Annotated in this window: 25 protein-coding genes, 1 tRNA gene and 1 pseudogene; 6 read left to right on the plus strand and 21 right to left on the minus strand. The window is 71.7% G+C overall.

What is annotated here, in order from left to right:
- Positions 1-448: pseudogene (locus HCU62_RS10915) on the plus strand (cytochrome c3 family protein); the annotation flags it as partial.
- A gap of 224 nt (positions 449-672) precedes the next feature.
- Here the strand turns inward: HCU62_RS10915 and HCU62_RS10920 are convergent.
- The 12 genes from HCU62_RS10920 to HCU62_RS10975 form a co-directional block, all read right to left on the minus strand.
- Positions 673-2,058, minus strand: a complete 1,386-nt coding sequence (locus HCU62_RS10920; RefSeq protein ID WP_163298995.1) for a sigma-54-dependent transcriptional regulator — start codon at positions 2,056-2,058, stop codon at positions 673-675.
- Entirely contained in the window at positions 2,055-3,488 is a 1,434-nt protein-coding gene (locus tag HCU62_RS12890) for an ATP-binding protein (RefSeq protein ID WP_163298994.1), read from the minus strand. The genes HCU62_RS10920 and HCU62_RS12890 overlap by 4 nt, the downstream gene beginning before the upstream one ends.
- Before the next feature lie 98 nt (positions 3,489-3,586).
- Entirely contained in the window at positions 3,587-4,543 is a 957-nt protein-coding gene (locus HCU62_RS10930) for a phosphate/phosphite/phosphonate ABC transporter substrate-binding protein (RefSeq protein WP_163298993.1), read from the minus strand.
- Positions 4,544-4,752: 209 nt separating this feature from the next.
- Positions 4,753-5,733 carry a glucokinase gene (gene glk / locus HCU62_RS10935; RefSeq protein WP_163298992.1) on the minus strand — a complete coding sequence of 327 codons (981 nt, stop codon included), beginning with the start codon at positions 5,731-5,733 and terminating at the stop codon, positions 4,753-4,755.
- Entirely contained in the window at positions 5,730-6,212 is a 483-nt protein-coding gene (locus HCU62_RS10940; RefSeq protein ID WP_163298991.1) for a Mut7-C RNAse domain-containing protein, read from the minus strand. Before HCU62_RS10940 ends, glk begins: the two co-directional genes overlap by 4 nt.
- A 2-nt stretch (positions 6,213-6,214) precedes the next feature.
- On the minus strand, positions 6,215-7,267 hold the full coding sequence (locus HCU62_RS10945; protein WP_163298990.1) for a uroporphyrinogen decarboxylase/cobalamine-independent methonine synthase family protein: 1,053 nt from the start codon (positions 7,265-7,267) through the stop codon (positions 6,215-6,217).
- A gap of 26 nt (positions 7,268-7,293) precedes the next feature.
- Positions 7,294-8,829, minus strand: a complete 1,536-nt coding sequence (locus HCU62_RS10950) for an Rne/Rng family ribonuclease (RefSeq protein ID WP_169755631.1) — start codon at positions 8,827-8,829, stop codon at positions 7,294-7,296.
- Positions 8,830-8,889: 60 nt separating this feature from the next.
- Positions 8,890-9,684 (minus strand): SAM hydrolase/SAM-dependent halogenase family protein, encoded by a 795-nt coding sequence (locus HCU62_RS10955; RefSeq protein WP_343066735.1) that lies wholly within the window; start codon positions 9,682-9,684, stop codon positions 8,890-8,892.
- 3 nt (positions 9,685-9,687) lie between these two features.
- On the minus strand, positions 9,688-10,554 hold the full coding sequence (gene speE / locus HCU62_RS10960; RefSeq protein WP_163299230.1) for a polyamine aminopropyltransferase: 867 nt from the start codon (positions 10,552-10,554) through the stop codon (positions 9,688-9,690).
- Positions 10,551-10,994, minus strand: coding sequence for an adenosylmethionine decarboxylase (gene speD, locus HCU62_RS10965; RefSeq protein ID WP_163299229.1), 444 nt, complete (start codon positions 10,992-10,994; stop codon positions 10,551-10,553). Before speD ends, speE begins: the two co-directional genes overlap by 4 nt.
- Positions 10,995-11,168: 174 nt before the next feature.
- A tRNA-Pro gene (locus HCU62_RS10970) sits at positions 11,169-11,245 on the minus strand.
- A gap of 225 nt (positions 11,246-11,470) precedes the next feature.
- Complete coding sequence (locus tag HCU62_RS10975) at positions 11,471-11,884, minus strand: hypothetical protein (protein WP_163299228.1); 414 nt, start codon at positions 11,882-11,884, stop codon at positions 11,471-11,473.
- A 100-nt stretch (positions 11,885-11,984) separates the two neighbouring features.
- Between HCU62_RS10975 and HCU62_RS10980 the strand changes: the two genes are divergently transcribed.
- The 4 genes from HCU62_RS10980 to HCU62_RS10995 all read left to right on the plus strand — a co-directional run bounded on the left by HCU62_RS10980 (position 11,985) and on the right by HCU62_RS10995 (position 14,123).
- On the plus strand, positions 11,985-12,323 hold the full coding sequence (locus HCU62_RS10980) for a hypothetical protein (RefSeq protein ID WP_163299227.1): 339 nt from the start codon (positions 11,985-11,987) through the stop codon (positions 12,321-12,323).
- On the plus strand, positions 12,307-12,978 hold the full coding sequence (locus tag HCU62_RS10985) for a protein-L-isoaspartate(D-aspartate) O-methyltransferase (protein ID WP_163299226.1): 672 nt from the start codon (positions 12,307-12,309) through the stop codon (positions 12,976-12,978). The genes HCU62_RS10980 and HCU62_RS10985 overlap by 17 nt, the downstream gene beginning before the upstream one ends.
- Complete coding sequence (locus tag HCU62_RS10990; protein WP_163299225.1) at positions 12,966-13,592, plus strand: YqaA family protein; 627 nt, start codon at positions 12,966-12,968, stop codon at positions 13,590-13,592. The genes HCU62_RS10985 and HCU62_RS10990 overlap by 13 nt, the downstream gene beginning before the upstream one ends.
- Positions 13,593-13,661: 69 nt before the next feature.
- A complete protein-coding gene (locus HCU62_RS10995) occupies positions 13,662-14,123 on the plus strand; it encodes a TIGR00725 family protein (RefSeq protein ID WP_163299224.1) in 462 nt (153 codons plus the stop codon).
- A gap of 33 nt (positions 14,124-14,156) precedes the next feature.
- Here the strand turns inward: HCU62_RS10995 and HCU62_RS11000 are convergent, their stop codons facing one another.
- Together HCU62_RS11000 and HCU62_RS11005 are read right to left on the minus strand one after the other, a co-directional pair.
- Positions 14,157-15,479 (minus strand): amidohydrolase, encoded by a 1,323-nt coding sequence (locus HCU62_RS11000; RefSeq protein ID WP_163299223.1) that lies wholly within the window; start codon positions 15,477-15,479, stop codon positions 14,157-14,159.
- On the minus strand, positions 15,476-16,324 hold the full coding sequence (locus HCU62_RS11005; protein WP_163299222.1) for a purine-nucleoside phosphorylase: 849 nt from the start codon (positions 16,322-16,324) through the stop codon (positions 15,476-15,478). Before HCU62_RS11005 ends, HCU62_RS11000 begins: the two co-directional genes overlap by 4 nt.
- A gap of 197 nt (positions 16,325-16,521) precedes the next feature.
- On the opposite strand from HCU62_RS11005, the gene HCU62_RS11010 reads away from it, so the two are divergent.
- Positions 16,522-16,770 (plus strand): Lrp/AsnC family transcriptional regulator, encoded by a 249-nt coding sequence (locus HCU62_RS11010; protein WP_163299221.1) that lies wholly within the window; start codon positions 16,522-16,524, stop codon positions 16,768-16,770.
- 20 nt (positions 16,771-16,790) lie between these two features.
- Here the strand turns inward: HCU62_RS11010 and HCU62_RS11015 are convergent, their stop codons facing one another.
- The 7 genes from HCU62_RS11015 to flhF all read right to left on the minus strand — a co-directional run bounded on the left by HCU62_RS11015 (position 16,791) and on the right by flhF (position 21,950).
- Complete coding sequence (locus HCU62_RS11015) at positions 16,791-17,198, minus strand: hypothetical protein (RefSeq protein WP_163299220.1); 408 nt, start codon at positions 17,196-17,198, stop codon at positions 16,791-16,793.
- A gap of 4 nt (positions 17,199-17,202) precedes the next feature.
- Complete coding sequence (locus HCU62_RS11020) at positions 17,203-17,442, minus strand: hypothetical protein (protein ID WP_163299219.1); 240 nt, start codon at positions 17,440-17,442, stop codon at positions 17,203-17,205.
- A gap of 34 nt (positions 17,443-17,476) precedes the next feature.
- Positions 17,477-18,439, minus strand: a complete 963-nt coding sequence (locus HCU62_RS11025) for a hypothetical protein (protein ID WP_169755633.1) — start codon at positions 18,437-18,439, stop codon at positions 17,477-17,479.
- A 40-nt stretch (positions 18,440-18,479) separates the two neighbouring features.
- Entirely contained in the window at positions 18,480-18,857 is a 378-nt protein-coding gene (locus HCU62_RS11030; protein WP_163298838.1) for a chemotaxis response regulator CheY, read from the minus strand.
- A 165-nt stretch (positions 18,858-19,022) separates the two neighbouring features.
- On the minus strand, positions 19,023-19,826 hold the full coding sequence (locus tag HCU62_RS11035; protein WP_163298839.1) for a FliA/WhiG family RNA polymerase sigma factor: 804 nt from the start codon (positions 19,824-19,826) through the stop codon (positions 19,023-19,025).
- Positions 19,827-19,830: 4 nt separating this feature from the next.
- Positions 19,831-20,736, minus strand: a complete 906-nt coding sequence (locus HCU62_RS11040) for a MinD/ParA family protein (protein ID WP_163298840.1) — start codon at positions 20,734-20,736, stop codon at positions 19,831-19,833.
- Positions 20,733-21,950 (minus strand): flagellar biosynthesis GTPase FlhF, encoded by a 1,218-nt coding sequence (gene flhF / locus HCU62_RS11045; protein ID WP_163298841.1) that lies wholly within the window; start codon positions 21,948-21,950, stop codon positions 20,733-20,735. Before flhF ends, HCU62_RS11040 begins: the two co-directional genes overlap by 4 nt.
- Between the last annotated feature and the right edge of the window lie 7 nt (positions 21,951-21,957).

The raw sequence follows: 21,957 nt of genomic DNA on the forward strand, positions 1-21,957 counted from the left end.
CTACGACCCGGACATCGCCAGCGACTGCTACCGGTGCCACCCGGGCAACAACGTGAACTGCTACCGCGGCCACCACACCGGGAAGGGCCTCTGGTGCACCGACTGCCACGGGGACCTCAACAAGCGGGTGGCCGAGGGCCAGCTCCTCCAGCCCTGGTCCGACAAGACCCTCCCCACCTGCGAGAAGTGCCACGGCGACACGGGGAAGGTGGACGGCAAGAGCTACCTCAACATGGGGATCTTCGGGCAGTACCTCAATGGCCGCGGGCACAAGGATCACAAGATCCTCTGCTCTTCCTGCCACGGCGAGCCGCATGCCCTCTATCCCTCCACCCTGGCGGCCGACAACGCCCAGAACGTGGCGCTCCAGGGTGACCCCCGCGCCATCGGCGTGTGCAACGTCTGCCACACCGACCGGGGCACGGACTGGAAGAAGCCGCCGCACTGAGGCGGTCCCCGTCAGCGCGATGAATCCGGCCGGGGTGGCCCTTCGGCTGGTTCGTCCCTCCGCCCCCGCCTTTTTAGGCGGGGGCTTTTTTGATGATGGCGCCGCAAAAATGCGCGGGCTGTTGCGTTTTCCCCCGGATGCCTCCGTCATCGTGGCGCATCCGGCGGGCACCTTTCGGGGGTGCCGCCGCCCCGCCGGCGTGCGTTCCCGGCAGGGGGGCGGTGTCAGCCGGGCGTGATCCCGAACTTCTTGAGGCGGTAGCGCAGGGAGTCGTAGCCGATGCCGAGGAGCCGGGCCGCCTGGGCCCGGTTGCCCCCGGTCCGCCGGAGCGCCTGCTCGAGGAGGTCCCGCTCCAGGTCCTCGAGCCGGATGCCGTCCGGCGGCAGGACGAAGGCGCCGGGAGGGGACGCGGCGCCCGGGGCGGCCTCCCCGAGGATCTCCCGGGGCAGGTGCTCCGGCTGGATGGACTCGGTGTCCTTGAGCACCACGAGGCGTTCCACCACGTTCTTGAGTTCCCGGATGTTGCCGGGCCAGGCATAGGCCTGGAGCAGGCGGAGGGCCTCCGGGGCGAAATCCCGGATCCGCGGCTTGTTGTACCGGGCCGAGAAGCGGGCGAGGAAGTGCCGGGCCAGGGGCGGGACGTCCTCGGGCCGCTCGCGGAGCGGCGGGATCCGGAGGTGGAAGGCGTTGAGCCGGTAGAAGAGGTCGAGCCGGAAGGTCCCTTCCTCCACGGCGGGCTGGAGGTCCCGGTTGGTGGTGGCGATGACGCGGACGTCCACGGGGATGTCCTCCTCGCCCCCGACCCGGCGCATCTCCCGTTCCTCCAAGACCCGGAGGAGTTTCCCCTGGAGGGCGGGATGCATCTCGCCGATCTCGTCGAGGAGGAGGCAGCCCCCGTCGGCCAGCTCGAAGAGGCCCTTCTTCTCGGTCTTGGCGTCGGTGAAGGCCCCGCGCTCGTGGCCGAAGAGCTCCGACTCGAGGAGGTTCTCCGGCAGCGCCGCGCAGTTGACCCGGATGAAGGGCATGGAGCCCTCCCGGTCCAGGAGGCGGTGGAAGTTCTTGGCGAAGACCTCCTTCCCCGTGCCGCTCTCCCCGGTGATGAGCACGGTGTTCACCCGGGCGGCGGCGAGCTGTTCGAGTTCGGCGGTGAGGGCCCGGAGGGCCGCCGACTCCCCGAGGATCTCCACCGACGCCTCCCCCGCGCACATCCGGCGGAAGTAGCCGAGCTCCGCCCGCATGCGTTCCCGTTCCAGGATGTTCCGGACGACGATCCGGACCTCGTCCATGTGGAAGGGCTTGGTGATGTAGTCGGCGGCCCCGAGCTTCATGGCCTGGACGGCGGTGCCGGCGCGGTCGTCCGCGGTGAGCATGACGACCCGGACGGAGAGGCCGCGGCGGGAGATCTCCTTGAGGAGGGAGAGCCCGTCGATCCCCGGCAGGTGGATGTCCATGAGGAGGACGTCGGGGGACCATGCCTCGAGCGTCTCCAGGAGGCCCTCCGGCGTTACGGCCGCCTTGACCCGGTGGCCCTCCTTCTCGAGGGCGCGGGCCACCATGGAGGTGATGAGGTCGTCGTCGTCGAGGATGAAGACCTTGCCCTTGCGTTTCATGGGGGATCCTTTCGGCGGGCGGGCAGGATCACTGCGAAGGTCATCCCGCCCCCCGGGTTCGCCCGGGCCTGGATGTCGCCGCCGTTGGCGGTGACCAGGTTGTGGGTGATGGTGAGCCCGAGCCCGGTGCCCTTGTGCTTGGTGGTGAAGAAGGGTTCGAAGATCCGGTGGAGTTCTCCCGGGGGAACACCGCCGCCGGTGTCGGAGACCTCGGCGGCGACCCGGGCGCCGCCGTCCACCGCCCGAAGGCGGACCTGGAGGGTCCCCCCGGCGGGCATGGCCTCCACCGCGTTCAGGAAGAGGTTCAGGAAGACCTGCTGCACCTGGGCGGGGTCGGCCGTGACCTCCGGGAGGTCCTCGTCGTAGCGGCGTTCCACGCGGACCTCGCCGCCCCCCGGCTCCCGGCAGGCGAAGGTCAATGCCTGCTCCACGATCTCGGGGAGCTGGAACGGGGCCGGGCTCGGGGCCGGCGGCCGGGCGAAGTCGAGGAGGTTACGGGTCAGCCGGTGGACCCGTTCCACCTCGGCGAGGACGCGTTCCAGGATCGGCCGGTCCGCCGGCGGGATGTCGGGATCCTCGGCCAGGACCTCCATGGAGGCCCGGATCCCCGCCAGGGGGTTCTTGATCTCGTGGGCGAGGCGCGTGGCCATTTCGCCGCAGACGGCGAGCTGTTGCGCCCGGCGCGCCTTCTGGATCTGCTCCTCGAGGGCGGCGGCCATGTCGTTGAAGGCGCCGGCCAGCTCCCCGAACTCGTCCCGGAGGGGCGGGACCCGGTGGTCGAGGTCGCCCTCCCGGATCCGGCGGGCCGCGTGCAGCAGCCGCCGGAGCTGGCCCGCCGTGAACCGGAAGAAGAGTGCCGCGAGGCACAGGCAGACCAGGGGGCCGGCCAGGGCCAGGGCGAGGATGACCCGGCGGGAGCGGCGCATGGCGGCGAGGACCTCCGGGGTCTCCCGGTCGATCCGGGCGGCGCCGGCCTGCCGCATCCGCCGGGCCTCGGCGACGAGGCCCTCGCCGAGCCGGCGGGCCTGGTCGGTGGCCGCCGCGATCCGGGCCTGGTTGGCCCGGAGGGTGAAGACCCGGCTCAGGCTCCACTTGTAGGCGTCGGCCGCGGACTTGAGGCGCCGGAGCCGCCGTCGCACCGGCGGGGCGTGGTGGCAGCCGCCGCACGAGGCGATGATACCCTCCAGGTCCCGGGCATGGTCCACGATGTCGGCCAGGGGCGGCTCGGAGGGGGTGTCGTGGAGGGCGAGGTCGTTCTGCACGCGCTTCGCCTGGACGAGGAGGGTCTCGCGGAGGAGCTCGCTGCGGTGCAAGGCGAGGAGGCGGCGGACCGCCCGGGCGGAGGCGTCGAGGGCCGCCAGGACGGACCAGCCCCCCGCGAGGGAGAGCAGGAGGAAGGCCGCGAGGACGATCGCCGTCCGTCGCCTCACGGCGCCGGCCTCCGCTCCCGGCGGGCCGCGGCGGATCGGCGGGCGTCCGCCGGCGGGGTCTGCGGGTGTCGTCTCATGGTGGCGATCCGGGGGCCCCGTCAGTCGTTCAGGTAGTCGTAGTGCTCGAGGTCGAGGCCGGCCAGCGCGGCGTAGTCGTAGACCGGCCGGTAGTCGGCGTCCCTGGTCTCGATGAACCGGCGGGCCCCGAAGGCCCGGAGCAGGCGCCGCCCCTCGGGGTCGGCGGCCATGCCGAGCAGGACGTCCTTCAGCTTCCGCTTGAGCGCCGGGTCGAGGTCCGACCGCACGGCGAGGCCGTTTTCCGGGACCTCCGGGGAGGTGGCCAGGATCCGCAGTTCCCGCTCCACGGCCGGGTTCTCCCGGGCCATCCGGGCGAACACGGTGTTCTTCGCCGCGCCCACGTCGGCCCGGCCCTCCAGGACGTCCATGATGGCGTCCTCGTGGGTGCCGGAGAAGTAGGTCTCGGCGAAGTAGGCGGCGGGGTCGGTGATGCCGTGCTGCCGGAAGTAGGCCAGGGGGAGGAGATACCCGGCGGTGGTGGCGCGGTCCACGAAGACGAACCGCTTGCCCCGCATGTCGCGGGCGGAGCGGATGCCGCCGTCCCGGCGCGCGAAGAGCAACCCGAAGTAGGTGGACCGGCCGTCTAGGCCCTCCGGCCGGGCCAGGATCTCCACGCCGAGCTTCTTCCGGGCCAGGGCGTAGGTGAAGCTCCCGAAGAAGGCCCCGTCGAGCCGGAGGGCGCGGAAGTTGTGGATGAGGTTCCCGTACCGGCCGAGGATGCGGAACCGGACGGGACGCCCGATGTGCCGGGCCAGGTAGACCCCGATGGGTTCGTAGCGTTCGAGCTGCCGGAAGACGTTTTGCTCCGGCAGCAGGCCGAGGCGGAGGGGCGGCCCCCCGGCGGCCCGCCGGGCGGGCTTCGGCGCCGGGGCGTCCCGGTCGCAGGCGGCCGCCGCCAGGAGCACCGGGGCCAGCAGGGCGGCGAGGGTCGCCCGGCCGCGGATCCGCCTTCGAGGGTCGTCTTTTTCTTCGTCCATCCGGTTCACCTCCGATGCCCATGCGGCGGCGTCGCCGAAGCGGTGCCCGCGCGGAGTGCGGCCTGTGGGGGAGAGGACGGGGAGGGATGGTGAAGACTGCTACCCAGGCGAGGAAGTTTATTGCCGAATCGGGACAAATGCAAGCGCCCGGGCCGTTCGGTGACCGGACGCCGGGCGAAAAGGCGCGGAAAATTGCCGCGGAGGCGCCGTCAGGCCGTTTCCGCCCGTGCGGGGGCCTGTTCCGGTCCGGCCGCGGCGAGCCGCGCTGCCCCCACCAGGCCGACGGCCGGGTGGACCACCACGAAGACCGGGATGCGGGCCAGCAACCCGGCCATCCGGCCCTTGGCCTCGAAGGCGCGGCGGAAGGCCGGTTCCCGGAGGACGGGGAGGATCTTCGGGGCGATGCCGCCGGCCAGGTAGACGCCGCCCCCGGCCAGGCAGCGGAGGGCCAGGTTGCCGGCCTCGGCCGCCAGCACCCGGCGGAAGAGGTCGAGCGCCCGCCGGGCGGTCGGGTCCGAGCCTTCCATCCCGGCGCGGCTGATCTCGGCCGGGTCCCGGAGGGGCGGGACGCCGGCTTCTTCCGCCGCCCGGAAGAAGTAGCGGTAGGTCTCCACCAGCCCGGGCCCGGACAGGACCCGTTCCACGCTCACGTGGCCGTACCGGTCCGCCAGGGCCGCCAGGAGGCCCGCCGCCTCGGCGTCCGGGGGGGCGAAGTCGGCGTGGCCGCCCTCGGTGGGAACCACCTCGTACCGCCCGCGGCAGGGGACGAGGATGGCCTGGCCGAGGCCGGTCCCGGGACCGAGGACGGCCTTGGGCCGGTCCGGTTCCGGCGGGCCGCCGCCCAGCTGGACCAGGTCCTCCGGCGCCAGGGCCAGGACCCCGGCGGCGGCCGCCTCGAAGTCGTTGGCGAGCCGGAGGGCCGAGAGGCCGAACCGGGACGCCAGCTCGTCGCCGTCGATGGTCCAGGGGAGGTTGGTGGCCCGGACGCGGTTGTCCTGCACCGCGCCCGCCACGGCGAGGCATCCGAGGTCGGGCAGGGGGCGGCCCCATTCCGAGGCGAAACGGCCCATGACCGTCTCGAAGTCCGGGAAGTCCCGGGCGGGGTACCATCGCTCGAAGAGGATCCGCCCTTCCGACACCACGGCGAGCCGGGCGTTGGTGCCCCCGATGTCCCCGGCCAGGACCTTCACGCCTTCCCCCGCTCGGTACCGCCCAGCATCGCCTCGAGGCGGGCCGCGGCCCGCCGGGCATGGCCGCCGCGCCAGTAGAGGCGGCGGCAGGCGGGACAGCGGGTGAAGGGGCTCGCACCGGCGCCCACGGCGGGCGGCAGGAAGGGGCGGGCCGCCGCGGGATGGACGGGGCGGACGGGGCGGTTGCACCGGAGGCATCGGGTGAAGGCCGGGGCCGCGGGGAGGCCGAACCGGGTGACCACCCGGCGGAGCTCCGCGCCGATCTCCGTCTCGGCGAGGAGGCAGCCGTGCGCCCCCGCCCGCCGGGCCAGCTCCCGGTCGCGGGTCACCAGGATGCGGCCTTCGCACCGGGCGAGGGCGAGGAGGGCCGCGTCGGGGAGGTGGGGGAGGTAGGCGCAGTCCACGCCGAGCAGGCGGAGCCAGCGGGCCAGGCGCCCGAGCATGGCGTCGGCGAGGAAGCGAGGTGCTTCGGCCCGCATGGTCAAGCCTCCCGAACGGCGGCGGAGAGGTCGCGGGTCAGGGCCATGACCCGCTCGGCGTCTTCGGGGGAAAGGAGCCCCGTGCCGCAGCTCGGGGTCACCAGGGCCTGGCGCCGGACGAGGTCCGCCGGGAGATCCAGGGCGGCCGCCTGGGCCCGCCACCGCTCGAGGAGCGAGGCCACGGATTCCCGGTGGAGGTCCTCCGGCCGCTGCGTGGGCACCAGGCCCCAGGCCACGATGCCGCCCCGTTCCAGGAAGGCGGCCAGCTGCCCGCGGTAGAGCAACAGCCGGTCGAAGAACCCGTAGGCGTCGAAGCTCAGGATGTCCACGGGGGTCTCGAACAGGACGGACCAGTCGGTGTTGGCGCAGACGTGGACCCCCGCCAGGCCCCCCGCCTGGTGGACCGTCTCGATCACGTCGGCGAGCACCGCCGTCACGTCTTCCCGGCTCACCCCGAGCATGGCGGTGGAGCCGAAACCGGCCAGGGCCGGCTCGTCGAAGAAGAGGAGGGCGGTAGGGCAGCGCTTTCGCATCTCCTCCACCTGGTAACGGGCGCGGAGACCCAGCCCCTTGGTGGAGGCCTCCCGGAGCCGGAGGTCGGACCAGGCCATGCGCCCGTCCTGGTCCTTCACCCCGGTGAGGAAGGTGACGGGCCCCGTCACCTGCCCCTTGAGGGCCACGGGCGGCGGGGAGAGATCCGCCACCGCGTCGAGGAAGGTCCGAAAGCCCCGGTAGATGCGTTCCGAGAAGGCGAAGATGGAGCTTTGTACCGGTACGCCTTCCTCCGCCACGGCCAGGTAGTTCTCCATGAAGGCGAGGAACCGTTCCTCGAAGTCCGGGGCCGCGGTGTTGAAACGGACCTCGCCGTCCGTCTCCTCGAGGCCGGGCAGGCCCTCGGCGAACTGGGTGAGGAGGCGTTCGTCCGGGTAGCGGGGGAGCTGCACCCAGAGGGGGATCTCCGGGACGTAGCGGAGGACGAGGCGGGTGGCCTCCCCGTGGTCGGCGAGGGGGAGGCTCCCGATGAGGGTCGCTCGGGCGTCGGGCTGGAAGGTCATGGACGGCTCCTCGTGGTGGGCGGCCTTCAGGCGTAGCGGATCTCGTACTGTTCCAGGTGGAGGTCGGCCCGGGGGACCACGGCGATCTCGCGGCCGAGTTCCCGCTCCAGGGCCTCGACGTGGGCGTTCTCCTCGTTGAGCAGCATCTCGCCGACCCGGGGATGGACGCGGAGCTCGATCCGGGCCCCGTCCCGGCGGCCGGCCTCCCGCCGGATCTTCCGGAAGATATCGTAGCACAGGGTCCGGGGCGACTTAAGCTCCCCGGTGCCCTCGCAATAGAAGCACGGGGCGCAGAGGACCCGCTCCAGGCTGTCCCGGTGGCGCTTTCGGGTCATTTGGATAAGGCCCAGTTCCGACATGCGGAGGATGTTGGTGCGGCACTTGTCGCGCTCCAGGGCCTCTTTGAGGGTCCGGAAGACCTCCTCCCGGTGGGCGGCGCTCTCCATGTCTATGAAGTCGATGATGATGAGGCCGCCGATGTTCCGGAGGCGGAGCTGGTAGGCGATCTCCCGGGCGGCCTCCACGTTGGTCTTCAGGATGGTGTCGGCCAGGCGGCGTTTCCCCACGTAGCGCCCCGTGTTCACGTCGATGGCGGTGAGGGCCTCGGTGGTCTCGATCACGATGTAGCCGCCGGACTTGAGCCAGACCTTCTTCTCGAGGGCGCGGGAGATCTCCATCTCGATGCCGAAGGCCTCGAAAACGGGGAGGTCGCCGCGGTAGCGTTCCACGCGGTCGGCGAGGTGGGGGGCGAAGGTCTCGACGAAGGCCTGGATCCGCCGGTGGGCGTCGTCCGAGTCCACCACCAGGCGCCGGACCTCGCCGGAGAAAAGGTCCCGCACCGCCCGGAGGGTCACGTCGAGGTCCTCGTGGACCAGGCGCCGGGGCGGGAGCCCCGCGCTCCGGCGCTGGATGTCGGCCCAGAGGTTCACCAGGAAGTCCATCTCGGGCCGGAGGTCCTCGGCCGAGGCGTGCTCGCTGGCGGTCCGGGCGATGAAGCCCACCTTCTCGGGCCGGAGGTCCTTGATGAGCGCCTTGAGCCGGTGCCGTTCCGCCTCGTCCTCGATGCGGCGCGAGACCCCGACGTGGGTCATGGTGGGCATGAGGACGAGGTGCCGGCCCGGGAGGGAGATGTGGGAGGTGACCCGGGCCCCCTTGGTGCCGATGGGCCCCTTGGCCACCTGGACCAGGATCTCCTGCCCCTCGTGGAGGAGTTCCTCGATGCGGAAGGCGGGGGGCGCGTCGAGCGGGACGGGGGGGATCTCGTCGCCGGGGAGGGGGGGCTCCAGGTCGTCGTCCTCGTCGGCGCGGCCGAGCATCTCCTCGAACTCGCGGGCGTGGTCGTAGACGTCGGTGACGTAGAGGAAGGCGGTCCGGTCGAGGCCGATGTCCACGAAGGCGGCCTGCATGCCCGGCAGCACCCGCACCACGATCCCCTTGTAGATGTTGCCGACGACGCCCCGCTGGGCCGGCCGCTCCACGTGGAGCTCCACCACGGTGCCGTTTTCGACAAGGGCCACCCGGGTCTCGTAGGGGGCGGCGTTGACGACGAGTTCGGCGGGCATGATGGTCCAGGATAGGCGGCCGGGCCCGGGAGTTCAAGGAGCGCTGGCGCCGACGGGGCCTCAGGCCGGCGTCGGGGCGAACCGGGCCCGGACCTCGCTCCCCCGGGCCGCGCCGGTGGCGGCGGCGGCGCTGGCCTCCCGGGCGGCGACCTCGAGGAAGCCGTGGCTGCCGGCAAGGGCGAGCAGCTCCCCGGGGGCGGCGTCGGCGTAGGTGCGGCGGAAGGGGGCGAGGCGGCCGCCGACCTCGGCCGCCGCCGGGAGGGGGCCTTCCGAGAGATCGATATTGGTGACGAGGTTGCCGAAGCGGTCCACGTGGACCACCCGGCCCCGGAGGCCCCCCGGGGCCGGTTCCGGCTCGGGCCAGGGCGGCGGGGCGGGGTGGAGATGCGGGGGGCCGAAGGCCTCCGGGGGGGTGCCCAGGGTGAGGTGGGCCGCCGCCGGGGCGAAGACGTCCCGCCCGTGGAAGGTGGGGCTGACGGGGCGGCGGTAGAGATCCTCCCGGGCCAGGCGGTGGATCGCCCGGGCGCCTCCCCGGCGCAGCGCCAGGGCGAGGAGGCCGTTGTCGGGGCCCACGAAGAAGTGGCGGTCGGTGGCCGCCACGATCCCGGCCCGGTCGGTCCCGACCCCGGGGTCCACCACGGCGAGAAAAACGGTGCCCGGGGGAAAGTCGCCGCAGGCCGAGGCCAGGGCGAAGGCCCCGGCGGCCACGTCCTGCGGCGGGACGGCGTGGGTGAGGTCCACCACCCGGAGGGCCGGGTTCAGGCCGAGGAGGACCCCCTTGACCGATCCGACGTAGGTGTCCGCCAGGCCGAAGTCGCTCAGGAAGCCCACCAGCGGCAGGGGGCGCGGGGGCACGGCCTAGGCGATGACCACGGGCACCCGCCCGTCGTCTCGGTAGTCCGCGATCCGATCGTGCCACCACGTGGGCAAGGCGAAGGCCGCCCGGTGACAATCGGGGTTGTAGTAGCGGCCGAGGCGGTTTTCGCGGGGTTCGGACAGGGAGGCGCCGTCCCGGGTGCCGGCGACGAAGGCCATCTCGTCGCCGTAGGTCGGCACCGGGGCCCGGTAGGGGGCGGCCCAGGGGAAGACCTCCCGGAAGCGGGCCATGACGAAGGGCATGACGTCCGGCATGCTGAAGGGGAGGGAGGCCTGCCGGACCGCGGCGCCGTCCTCGGCCAGGCACCGGCGGAGTGCCTCGTGGAAGGGCCGCTCGAACAGGACCATCGAGGGCCCCACCGGGTCCGTGGAGTCGATGAGGATCACGTCGAAGGTCTCGCCCCGCTCCGCCGCCTCGGCCATGTAGCGGGCCCCGTCCCCGATGACGAGGGTCACCCGGGGATCGTTCCAGTCGCACGTGATCTCCGGGAGGTATTTCCGGCAGGCCCGGATCACCGCCTCGTCCAGTTCCACCTGGACGGCGCGGCGCACCGAGTCGTGGCGCAGGACCTCGCGCATGGCCCCGCCGTCTCCCCCGCCGATGACCAGGACCTTCTCGGGCGGCCGGGCGAGACCCGAAAGGGGCACGTGGACCATCATCTCGTGGTAGACGGCCTCGTCGCCCTCGGTCAGTTGAACGATACCGTCCAGGACCAGCATGCGGCCCCAGAGCGGCGTATGAAACACCTGGAGGTGCTGGTAGGGCGTGCGCTCCTCGTGGAGGATCTCGACGTCGTAGCTATGGAGAAAACCGCGTCCGACCCGTTCGGACCAGAGATGGCGAGTCAAGTGTCCTCCATGGCGATCAGTTCCCCCCGCCGGACCTCGAAGACGTGCACCTCTTCGGGCCGGAGCCCGGTGCGGAGCCGCGCCAGGACTTCGTAGGCGTTCTCTCTGTCGCCCGCGAAGATGTCCACGGCGGCGTACTTGTTCTCGGGCCAGGTGTGGATCACCACGTGGGCCCCGGGGACGCTGGCCGTCCCGGAGACGCCGTAGGGGCTGAACTGGTGCACCCGGATGTCCGGGGCGGCGGCCGCCCCCCCGTTGCCGGCCCCGGTGTCGCCCAGGGCCCGTTCCACCATGCGGGCGTCGGCCAGGATGGAGAAGGGGGAACGCCACATCTCCACCAGGAGGTGCGTTCCCATGCACAGGGTCCGGGCCACCGCGGGGCCGGGTTCCCGGCGGGTGGCCGCGGGGGTGGGACAGGTGGTGGGTGTGGTGAGGGCCATGGCCGGTTCCTTCCTTTCCTGGATGTGGTGGCGCCCGGGCCTGACAAGGCGCGGGCAGATACAGAGAGCCCCCCGGCCGCCGCACCGCCTCGGCCGAAGAGCTCTCCGGGAACCGTCCGCCGGGTGCCCCCGGCGTGTCACCGCCCGCAGCCGGCGGGCGGGCCGTGTTCGTTGTGGTCGGGACGAGAGGATTTGAACCTCCGACCCCCTGAACCCCATTCAGGTGCGCTTCCAGACTGCGCCACGTCCCGTTCAAACCGCGTCCATCCGGACGCGACGACCGGATACCATTTTTCCCGGGCTTCGTCAAGGAAGATGGATCGCGGCCGTGGCGCAAACCGCTCCTTGTCGTGTCGTATCGAAAGGGCGCCGCGATATGGGACGACCCGTGCCGTGACAGCCGCAGCCTGCGATTCTTTCGAGGCCCTCCCCCTCTCGGCGCCCGGGGGCATGGCGACGGGGGCGCGCCCGCCGGGTCAGGAGGCGTCCTCGTCGGGCAGGGAGAGGGCCTCCTCGAGGGCCTTCTGGAAGTCCTCGTCGTCGGCGAAGCTGCCGAGTCCGCCGCCTTCGGCCTTTGAGGGCGAGGCGGCGGACGCCTCCGGGGACGGCTCGGTGGAGGGGCCGGGGGCGGCCGCCTCGGGGGTGAGGTCCGAGATGTCGATCTCGCCGAGGTTCAGGGGGATCTCCCCCGAGGGTTCCTCTTCGGGTACCTGCGTCAGCGGCGGGGCCTCCATCCCCTGCACGTCGCCGAGATCCGCGAACCAGGTGAGTTCGGGGTTGGGCGGCGGCGGGGCGCCCAGCCGGGCATGGAGCTCCCGGAGGTCGTGGTTGCACTGGCCGCAGAACTCCAGGTGATCGAAGCTGATGGTCCCGCACTTGGTACATCTCATGGCGTGCTCCTGGTCGGGCGGGGCGGGGAGTGCCCCCGGTTTCGTTGAAAGCCGGCGCGAAGTCCGTTATGTTCGGTCCATCCCACGGCAAGGTCCTCGCATGCGCATCCACATCGGCGTCTTGTTTCTCCTTATCGGCTGCCTCGGCGTTTTTCTTTCGTCCTGTTCGGGGCCGCCCCGCCGGTTCCTGGTGGCGGAGGCCTCCCTGGTCCGGCCCGGCATGCCGTTCGAGACGGTGACGCGGCGCCTGGGCCCCCCGGATGCCAGCCGGGCCCGCCCCACCGGCGAGAGGGAGTGGTACTACTACGAGACCCACCTCCGGTTCTGGCACTACGTTCCGCTCCTCAACCTGCTCGGGGGGAAGGAGATCGACGCCCTCCAAATTGTCACACGGGGGGGGAGGGTGGTCAAGGTGGTCTACTATGTGCCCCGCTCCTGAGGGCCCCGGCGGCGACGCCTTCCGGATCGCCCGGGAACGCATGGTGGCCGGGCAGATCGCCGCCCGGGGGGTCGCCGACCCCCGGGTCCTCGATGCCATGCGCCGGGTGCCTCGGCACCTCTTCGTGGACGAGGCCATGCAGGGTCAGGCCTACGGCGACCACCCGCTGCCCATCGGCTACAATCAGACCATCTCCCAGCCCTACATCGTGGCCGTGATGACCGAGGCCCTCGGGCTTCGGGGCGGCGAGAAGGTCCTGGAGATCGGGACGGGCTCCGGCTACCAGACCGCGGTCCTCGCCGAGCTCGCCGATCGGGTCTGCACGGTGGAGCGGATCCCGGGGCTCCTCACGCGGGCCCGGCGCACCCTGGAGGCCCTCGGCTACCAGAACATCTCCTTCAAGCTGGACGACGGCACCTGGGGCTGGAAGGACGAGGCCCCCTTCGACGCCATCATCGTGACGGCCGGGGCCCCCGACGTTCCGGCCACTTTGCTCGAGCAGCTCGCCGACCCGGGCCGGCTGGTGATCCCGGTGGGCGACGAATTTTCGCAGACCTTGGTCCGGTTGGAGAAGCGGGGCGGCGAGATCCGGCGGGAGACCCTCGGGGGGGTCCGCTTCGTCAAGCTGATCGGGGACCACGGATGGAAGGCCTGATCCTCCGCCGCGCCGCGCTCTTCCTCCCGGGGCAGCTCCGGCGGCTCTACGACTGGGTGCTCTCCTGGGCCGACCACCCCCGGGCCGGGACGGCGCTCGCCCTCCTGGCCTTCGCCGAGGCGAGCTTCTTCCCCATTCCCCCCGACGTCCTGCTCATCGCGCTGGCCCTCGCCCGCAGGGAGGGCGCCTTCCGGTGGGCGGGGCTGGCCACCGCGGGGTCCGTGGCCGGCGGCGCCCTGGGCTACTTCATCGGCTGGCAGTTCATGGCCGCCGTGGGGGGGCGGATCCTCGCCTTCTACCACCTCACGGAGGCCTACGAGACGGTCCGGGTGCTCTTCCACCGCTACGACGCCTGGGCCGTGGCGGCGGCGGGGTTCACGCCCATCCCCTACAAGCTCTTCACCATCGCCGCCGGGGCCTTCGGGATCTCGCTCCCCACCTTTCTCGCGGCCTCCCTGCTCTCCAGGGGAGCGCGGTTCTTCCTGGTGGCCGGCCTGGTGTACGTCTTCGGGCCGCCCATCCGGGCCTTCCTGGAAAGGTACTTCAACCTCTGCACCTTGATCTTCGCGGTACTCCTGGTCGGGGGGTTCCTGGTGCTCAAATGGATGCTGTGACGATGGCGCCGGCCGGGACGGGTTCCCTCCCCGGCCGTTGCCTCCCGGTGCATGCGGCGGGGTTTGTCGATGGATGACGTGAAGACGCGGATCGCGGTGATCGGCGCGGGGCTCTGCTCCGCGGAGACGGCGGCCATGGCGGAGGCCGTGGGCGCCCTGGTGGCCCGGAGGGGGGCCATCCTCTACTGCGGGGGGCTCGGCGGCGTCATGGAGGCAGCGGCCAAGGGGGCGGCGTCCGCCGGGGGGGTCACCGTGGGGATCCTGCCGGGGGCCAAGGCCAGCGACGCCAATCCCTACATCCAGATCCCGGTGGTGACGGGCATGGGGCACGCCCGAAACGTCGTCCTCGTCCGCTCCTGCCAGGCGGTCATCTCCATCGGCGGTTCCCACGGGACCCTCTCCGAGATCGCCCTCGCCCTGAAGATGTGGAAGCCCGTGGTGGGACTCCACACCTGGGAGAACCTCCCCGACGTCCACTACGTCACCTCCCCGGAGGCGGCGGTGGCCAAGGCCTTCGAGCTGATTCCCTGACGGCGGTGCCGGGGGGCACCCCCGGCGCGCGTTTCAGGCCGGGCCGAGGCCGAGTTCCCGGGCGGCCCGGTCCACCCGGGCCAGGATGTCCGTCTCGTCGATGGTGACGAGGTGCCGGTCTTCCATGAGGAGGCGCCCGGCCACCACGACGTCGCGGACGTCGCCGCTCCGGGCCGCGTAGACGAGCTGGGAGGCCGGGTGGTAGCAGGGGCGGAGATGGGCCTGGTCCAGGTCCACCACCACCAGGTCGGCGGCGGCACCGGGGGCGAGGCGGCCGAGATCGGGCCGGTGGAGGGCCCGGGCCGCCTGGGTGGTGGCCATGGCCAGGGCCTCGGTGGCCGAGACGAGGGTGGGGTCCCGGTGGAGGCCCTTGGGGAGCTTCGCCGCCGTGTCCATCTCGCTGAGGAGATCGAGGTCGTTGTTGCTGGCGGCCCCGTCGGTGCCGAGCGTCACGATCACTCCCGCCGCCAGGAGCTCCGGGACCGGGGCGATGCCGGAGGCGAGCTTCAGGTTGCTCTCCGGGCAGTGGGCCACGCGGACGTCCCGCTCGGCCAGGAGGCGGATGTCCTCCGGGGTGAGGGCCACGCAGTGGGCCGCCAGGAGGCGTTCCCCCAGGAGGCCCAGGGCGTCGAGGTAGGCGGCGGGGGTCTTCCCGTGGCGCCGGGTGATCTCCTCCACCTCCCAGCGGGTCTCGGCGAGGTGGGTCACCATGGCGAGATCCAGCCGGCCGGCGAGATCCCGGGCGGCCTCCATGAGCTCGGGGGCGCAGGTGTAGGGGGTGTGGGGATCCACGGTGATGGTGATGCGGGGGTGGCCGCCCCAGGCCGCGGCCAGGCGCTCGGTCTCGGCCAGCGCCGCCCGGCCGGAGGGAAAGGCCGGGGTGGGGAAGTCGAAGACCCCCTCGCCCAGCCAGGCGCGCATCCCCACGCGGTCCACCACGCGGGCCACCTCCTCCTCGAAGAGGTACATGTCCACGAAGCCGGTGGTGCCGCACCGGATCATCTCGGCGCAGGCGAGCTCCGTGCCGAGGGCCACGAGTTCCCGGGTGAGCCGGGCCTCGGCGGGGAAGATGTGGTCCTCGAGCCAGGCCTTCAGGGGGAGGTCGTCCGCAAGCCCCCGGAACAGGGTCATGGGGGCGTGGGTGTGGGCATTGACGAGGCCGGGGAAGACGAGCCCCCCGCTTTTGCGGTCGAGGAGGCGGGCACCCTCGTGGCGGGCCGAGACTTCGGCCCAGGGACCCACGGCGGCGATCGTGCCGCCGCGGACCGCCACGGCGCCGTCGCGGATCGGGGCCGCCGCCGGCTCGGGGAGGACCAGCTCCGCCCGGACGAGGAGGTCGGCGCGGACGCGGCTCACGGCGCCGCCTCCCGGCCGGGCGCGGCCGCCGCCGGGAGCACGGCGGAAAGCAGCCGGCCCAGGCGGTCCTGGGCCGACCGGGCGCCTTCCACCACGTCCTCGAGGCGGATGGGCGTAAAGTCGTCCGGGTCGTTCACGTTGGCGATGACGGAGATCCCGAGGACCCGCATCCCCGCGTGGACCGCCACGATGACCTCGGGGACCAGGGACATGGCCACGGCGTCGGCCCCGGCAAGACGCAGGAAGCGGGTCTCGGCCGGGGTCTCGAGGCTCGGCCCCGGCACCGCCACGAAGACGCCTTCCCGGGCGGGGATGCCCAGCTCCGAGGCGGCGGCCAGGGTCCGCGCCCGGAGGGCGGCGTCGTAGGCCCGGGACATGTCCGGGAAGCGGGGCCCCCAGTCGTCGCGGTTGGGGCCCCGCAGCGGGTTGTCCGGGATGAGGTTGATGTGGTCCCGGAGGACCATGAGGTCGCCGGGCCGGAAGGCGGTGTCGAGCCCGCCGGCGGCGTTGCACCCGATGAAGGTCCGGGCGCCGACGAGGCCCATGACCCGGACGGGGAGGGCGGCTTCCCGGGCGGCATGGCCCTCGTAGTAGTGGTAGCGGCCCTGGAAGATGGCCGCCACGGTGCCCCCCAGGCGGCAGAGCCGGACCCGGCCCGGGTGTTCCGGGGCCGTGGGGGCCGGGAAGGCGGGGATCTCGTCGTAGCGGGCCTCCCAGAGGACCTCCGCCGAGGCGGCGGCCCCGTCGAGTCCGGTGCCGAGCATCAGGCAGACGTCCGGGCGTTCCGGGAGGGCCTTCCGGAAAAAGTCCACCGAGGCCGTGACGGCCCTTGAGTATTGGTCCATGGACAGGTATCCATAAAGAATGAAGGGTCGAAAGTCAACGCGACGCCGGCGCGCCCCCTTGCTGGCGTGGGCCTTCGCCGTGGGCATCCTGCTCGGGGCGAGGTTCGCCGTGGATCTCGCGGGGGAGCGGAGGCGCGTCGGGCGCCGCCCGGCGGCGTGAGACCACCCGGCGGCCGGCCGGAGAAGAGGAGGGAGACATGTCGCTCAAGGCCTACGTCCTCATCAACACCAACATCGGCAAGACCACGGAGGTGGCCAAGGCCCTCTCCCAGATGCCCGAGGTCCAGCACCTCGACATCATCATGGGGCCCTACGATCTCATCGCCGAGATCGAGACCGACAGCCACGAGACCCTTTCCCAGGTGGTGCTGACGCGCATGCAGAACATCGAGGCCATCCGGCACACCATGACGTGCCCGGTGGTCAAGATGGAAGAGGGGGCCTGAACCGGCCGGCTGCGCGGCGCTCAGGCCCGGCCGGGGGTGCCTGCCTCCGCCGCCCGGGCCAGGGCGATGACGAGTTCCACCTCCCCGTCGGTGAGCCCGGTGGCCGCGGCGATCTCGGCCACCGGCCGTCCCTCCTTCCAGGCGGCGATCACCTCCCGGCGCCGTTCGGCCGAGACCGGGCCGCCCGCCTCCGGGGTGCGTCCCAGCAGCCGTTCGAGGCGTTGGGCCAGGGCGGCCTTCTCGGCGAGGTTGGCCTCGAGGGCGCGCCGGAGTTCCTCGAGGCGGTCGAGCCCGCGCTGGAACTCGCGGGCCGGGGCGGCCTCCCTGCGGCCGATGCGCCGGTAGAGGGCGAGGATCAGCCCGATGAGCAGGATGTCCAGGAGGAGCTGGACGCCCGCGAGCAGGATCAGGGGGCCGGAAGGCACCATCGTCTCAGATCCGGATGTCGATCTTGCCCTTGCGGTGCGCCGGGGGGGCGGGTTTTTCCCCCTCCGGTTCCCCGGGCGGCTCCGGGGTTCCCTGGATGGTCACACGGTCGCCCTCCGGCGGGCGGCGCTTCTTCTCGTCCTTCGGTTCGCGCCGCTGGCGCCGGGGTTCCTTGTGCCGGGGGTTGGGCCGGATGGTGGTGGAGGCCGGCAGCGGCGTTATCTCGTGGACCGTCTTGTCGTCCATGGCCTAGGCCTTTTCCGCCTTCGCCGCGGATTCCTTATTTCATCAAAAAGCCCATGAGGCGGACGTCCTCGACCTCCAGCGGGGCGAACTCCCGGTTCAGCCGGTCCAGGATGGGGCGGCGGTAACGGTAGAGAAGGTTCCCCTGGAGCCCCTCCGAGACGTCGATGTCCTTGAGTTCCTGGTAGATGGCGTCCCGCACCCAAGCCTCCTTGCGCCGCAGGGCCTGCCGGGTGCTGATGTCCGGGACCACCAGCTCGGCCTGGAGCTTGAAGAAGACCATCTCGCCCGATCGGTGGGCGGGGATGAGAAAGGGATCGAGGGTCAGGATGGCGCGTCCCTCCGGCTTGGCCGTGGCATGGCGGGGCACCGGCGCGGCCAGCGGGACCTCCTCGATGCCGGCCCCGGCCGGGGCCGCGGGCCGGGCGACGGCCCGGTGCGGCGCGGCGGGGGCGGGCGGGGCCGGCGCCGCTCCCTGGAGCATCTTCCACAGCACCACGGCGCCCACCGCGAGGAGCACGGAGGAGAGGGCGAGGACGATCCACAGGGCCCACGGCCGTTCCGCTTCCGGGGCGGGGGGCGGCTCCGGGATGCGTTCGAGGAATTCGTCGGCGCCCTCCGGGATGGGCGGGGAGGCGGGTTCCTCCTCGGCGGGCGCCTCCGGGGGGGCTTCCGGGGGGGTGGCCTCGGCTTCGTCCCCGGCCTCGTCCGGGGCCCCGTCCTCCTGATCGGAGCCTTCTTCCTCCTCGAAGAGGAGGATGTCGTCGAGGCCGTCCTCGTCCCAGAGTTCGTCGTCGGAGATGGAGAAGCTGTCGCCGCCCTCTTCGGCGGGGGTGGTGTCGTCCTCGTCGGCCTCCTCGAGGAGCTCGTTCAGGAGGGCGTCGTCCGTGCCCTCGGGCTCGGGCGCGGCGTCGGCCCCGGCGTCGGCCCCGGCGGGGGCAGCGGCTTCGTCCCGCCCCTCGTCGGGGGCATCCGGCTGCTTGGCGGGGTCGGGGGACACGGCTGTCCTTCGGGTGGGCCGGGGCGACCCGGCCGGCGGGTCAGAAGATCTTGGCGATCTTTTCGCTCAGGGTCTCCGGGGTGAACGGTTTCACGATGTAGTTGCTCACGCCGGCCTTGACGGCCTCGACGATGTTCTCCTTCTGGGCCTCTGCGGTGACCATGAGGAACGGGAGGTCCTTCAGGCGGTCCTCGGCCCGGATCTTCTTGAGAAGCTCGATCCCCGTCATCTTGGGCATGTTCCAGTCGGAGACCACGAAGTCCACGGGCTCCTTCATGAGGATCTCCCAGGCCGTGGTGCCGTCGTCGGCCTCGAGGAAATTCTTGAACCCGATCTGGGTCATGATGTTCTTCACGATCCGTCGCATGGTGGCGAAATCGTCCACGATGAGCACGGTCATGTTGTAGTCGATGGCCATCCCGTCTCCTCCGGTTCCGGTGGTCGAGCAGCGGGCCCGGGCACAGCGGCCGCCGGGCGCTCGGCCCCTAGCAACGTATCGGCAGGCGGCCGTAGGTGGTTAAGCCCGACCCGTCCCTGGGGCCTGTGGGTCACCAGAGACATCCCCACCTATGGGTTTCTTAACCTACAGGAGGATACCGTTCAACTCCCGGGTGACGGGGCGGAGCCGGGCGCGGAGCCGCAGCATGGCCTTGGTGTGCATCTGGGAGATGCGGGACTCGGTGTAGCCCATGATTTCGCCGATCTCCCGCATGGTGAGGTCCTCGTAGTAATAGAGGGAGACCACCAGGCGCTCCTTTTCCGGCAGGCCCTTGATGGCCTCCATGAGGACCTCTCTCACCTCCAGCATGTTGAGCCGCGTGAAGGGGTCGAGATCGTTCTTGTCCTCGATGAGGTCGAAGAGGTCTTCCTCGTTGCTGTCGGGCATCCGGCGGCGGATCACCTCGATGTCGAGGAAGGTGATGTGGCGGGTCTTTTCGAGAAGATCGTGGAATTCCTGGATGGTGATGCCCAGCTCCCGGGCCACCTCCTCGTCCTCGGCCGGGCGGCCGAGCTCCTTCTCGAGCTTCTGGTAGGCACGCTCGAGCTCCGTGGCCTTCTTCCGGACGGAGCGGGGGATCCAGTCCATGGACCGGAGTTCGTCCAGCATGGCCCCCCGGATCCGGAACTCGGCGTAGGTCTTGAACTGGATCTTTTTCCCGGGATCGAACTTCTTGATGGCGTCGATGAGGCCGATGATGCCCGAGCTGATGAGGTCGTCCACCGAGATGTGGGGCGGCAGGCGCATGGCGAGGCGGCCGGCGATGTACTTGATGAGCGGCGTGTACTTGAGGATGAGTTCTTCCCGCTGGGCCGGGGTCAGCTCCTTGCCGTCGCCGAAGAAGGTGGCCGTGTAGTCCTTCAGTCTGGTGGTGGCTTTCTTTTCCATGGGCCTAGGGGTTTTGCAGGAGCTTTCTCCAGAAGAACTTGATGTTGCCGTCAGCATGACCATCGCACCTCGACTGGGTAAGGGTTTTGGCCAGATCCCGGAAGACGCGGCTCGAGGCGGCGTCGGGGAAGAGCTCCAGCACGGCCTTCTGCTTCCGGACCGCCTTCGGGATGGCCTCGTCCTGGGGGATGAAGCCAAGGTAGTCCAGGGAGAGGAGGCCCAGGAAGCGGTCGGCCACGGCCGACAGCTGCCGGTAGACCTTCTGGGCCTCCTGGCCGTTCTTGGCCCAGTTGACCAGGATGGAGAAGTCGCGGACCTGGTGGCGCCGCATGAGCACCTTCATCAGGGCGTAGGCGTCGGTGATGGAGGTGGGCTCCGGGGTCACCACCACGATCCGCTTCTGGGCGGCGAGGTTGAAATAGAGAACGTTGTCGGAGATGCCGGCGGCGGTGTCGATGAGGAGTACGTCCACCGCCTCGTCGAGAGCCTCCATCTCGGTGAGGAGGAAGAGCTTCTCCGATTCGGACAGGTCCAGCAGCTCCGGGACCCCGGAGCTGGCCGGCAGGATCCGGATGCCGCCGGGGCCGTCCAGGATGATCTCCGGGAGGCTGCGCTGGCCGGAGAAGACGTCCTTGATGCTGTAGCGGGGCATGAGCCCGAGGAGGACGTCCACGTTGGCCAGGCCGAGGTCCGCGTCGAGGACCAGGACCCGTTGCCCCATCCGGGCCAGGGCCAGGGCGGTGTTGGTCACCAGGTTGGTCTTGCCCACGCCGCCCTTGCCGCTGGTGAAGGCGAGGACGCAAGGTGTCGCCTTCCCGGCCCCCTCCACGGGGCGGAGGCGGTCCGTTTTCCCGGCCTGGCGGGGCCCGCCGTTGGGTTTCTTGTCGTTCACGGTGGCTGCCTGGTTCATGCAATCTCCTTGACGCCCGCCCGGCGCTGCGGGTCCGAGCCCCCGCGCCACCTGAGAAGCAGGCGGGCCAGGTTCCGCCGCGAGGCGCTTCGCAGGTCTTCCGGCACCCGCTGGCCCGTGGCGAGGTACGAGATGGGCAGGCGGTACTCGAGGACCGGGGTGCACAGGCTTCCGTACGAGCGGGTCTCGTCCAGCTTGCTGAGGATCCATCCGGAGACGGGATACGGCCGGTAGATGTCGATCACCGATCGAAGGTCCTCCTCCTTGGTGGTGGCGCTCAGCACCACTTGCGCCTGCAAACTTGGTACCGAGCCGAAGATCTCGGCCATTTCCCCGCGGTGGCGGGGGTCGCGGGGGGAGCGGCCCGTGGTGTCCACCAGCACGAAGTCCTTGTCGGCGTGGCGATCCATGACGCTCCGGAGGTCCCCGGCGCCGTGGGCCACCTCCATGGGGATCTCCATGAGGGCGGCGTAGCGCCGGAGCTGTTCCACCCCGCCCAGGCGGTAGGTGTCCAGGGAGACGAGCACCCCCCGCCGGTGGGCCTGGAGCGCGAGGCGCGCGGCGATCTTGGCGAGGGTGGTGGTCTTTCCGACACCCGTGGGGCCGACGAAGACCCACCGACAGGGCCCGGCGGCCCGCTCGGCCCGGGGGGCCACGCTGGCGACGCGCCCGATGTAGTCGTGGAGCCGGTCGAGGACGGCCTCCCGGGTGACGGGGCGGCCGGGGGCCAGGCCGTTCAGGACCTCGGCGGCCAACCGGCGGTGGAGCCCGGCGGGCACCCCGAGGTCCGTGAGGACCTGGTGGATGGCGAGCAGCGGCGCGGAACGCTCCAGGTGGGCCAGGGCCTTCGCCGCCCTGGGATCGGCGGCCGCCTCGGCGGGCCGCGCCCCTGCCAGTTCCTTCACCAGAGCCCGTAGCTCGTGGAGTTCCGCCGCGATGGCGGCCCACGGGGCCCCGCTGGATCCGCCATCGGGGGCGGCCGGCGCCTCCCAGGCGGCCTGCCGGTTCCGTTCCGGCCGGGGGCGCTCGGGGCGCGGCTCCACGTCGAAGTCCACCGCCGCCACCACCTCCACGAAGCGCCGGACGCGGCCGGTGACGGCGTCGGTCTTCTGACGCCGCCGGGTGTCCAGGATCACGGCCTCCGGACCGAAGGCCCGGCGGACTTCCTCCAGGGCGCCCTGGGCCGTCTCTGCCTGGAACCGCTTGATCTTCATCCCCGGG

Origin of the sequence: Dissulfurirhabdus thermomarina (genome assembly GCF_012979235.1) — a bacterium.
In the GTDB taxonomy this organism is placed as follows: Bacteria; Desulfobacterota; Dissulfuribacteria; order Dissulfuribacterales; family Dissulfurirhabdaceae; genus Dissulfurirhabdus; species Dissulfurirhabdus thermomarina.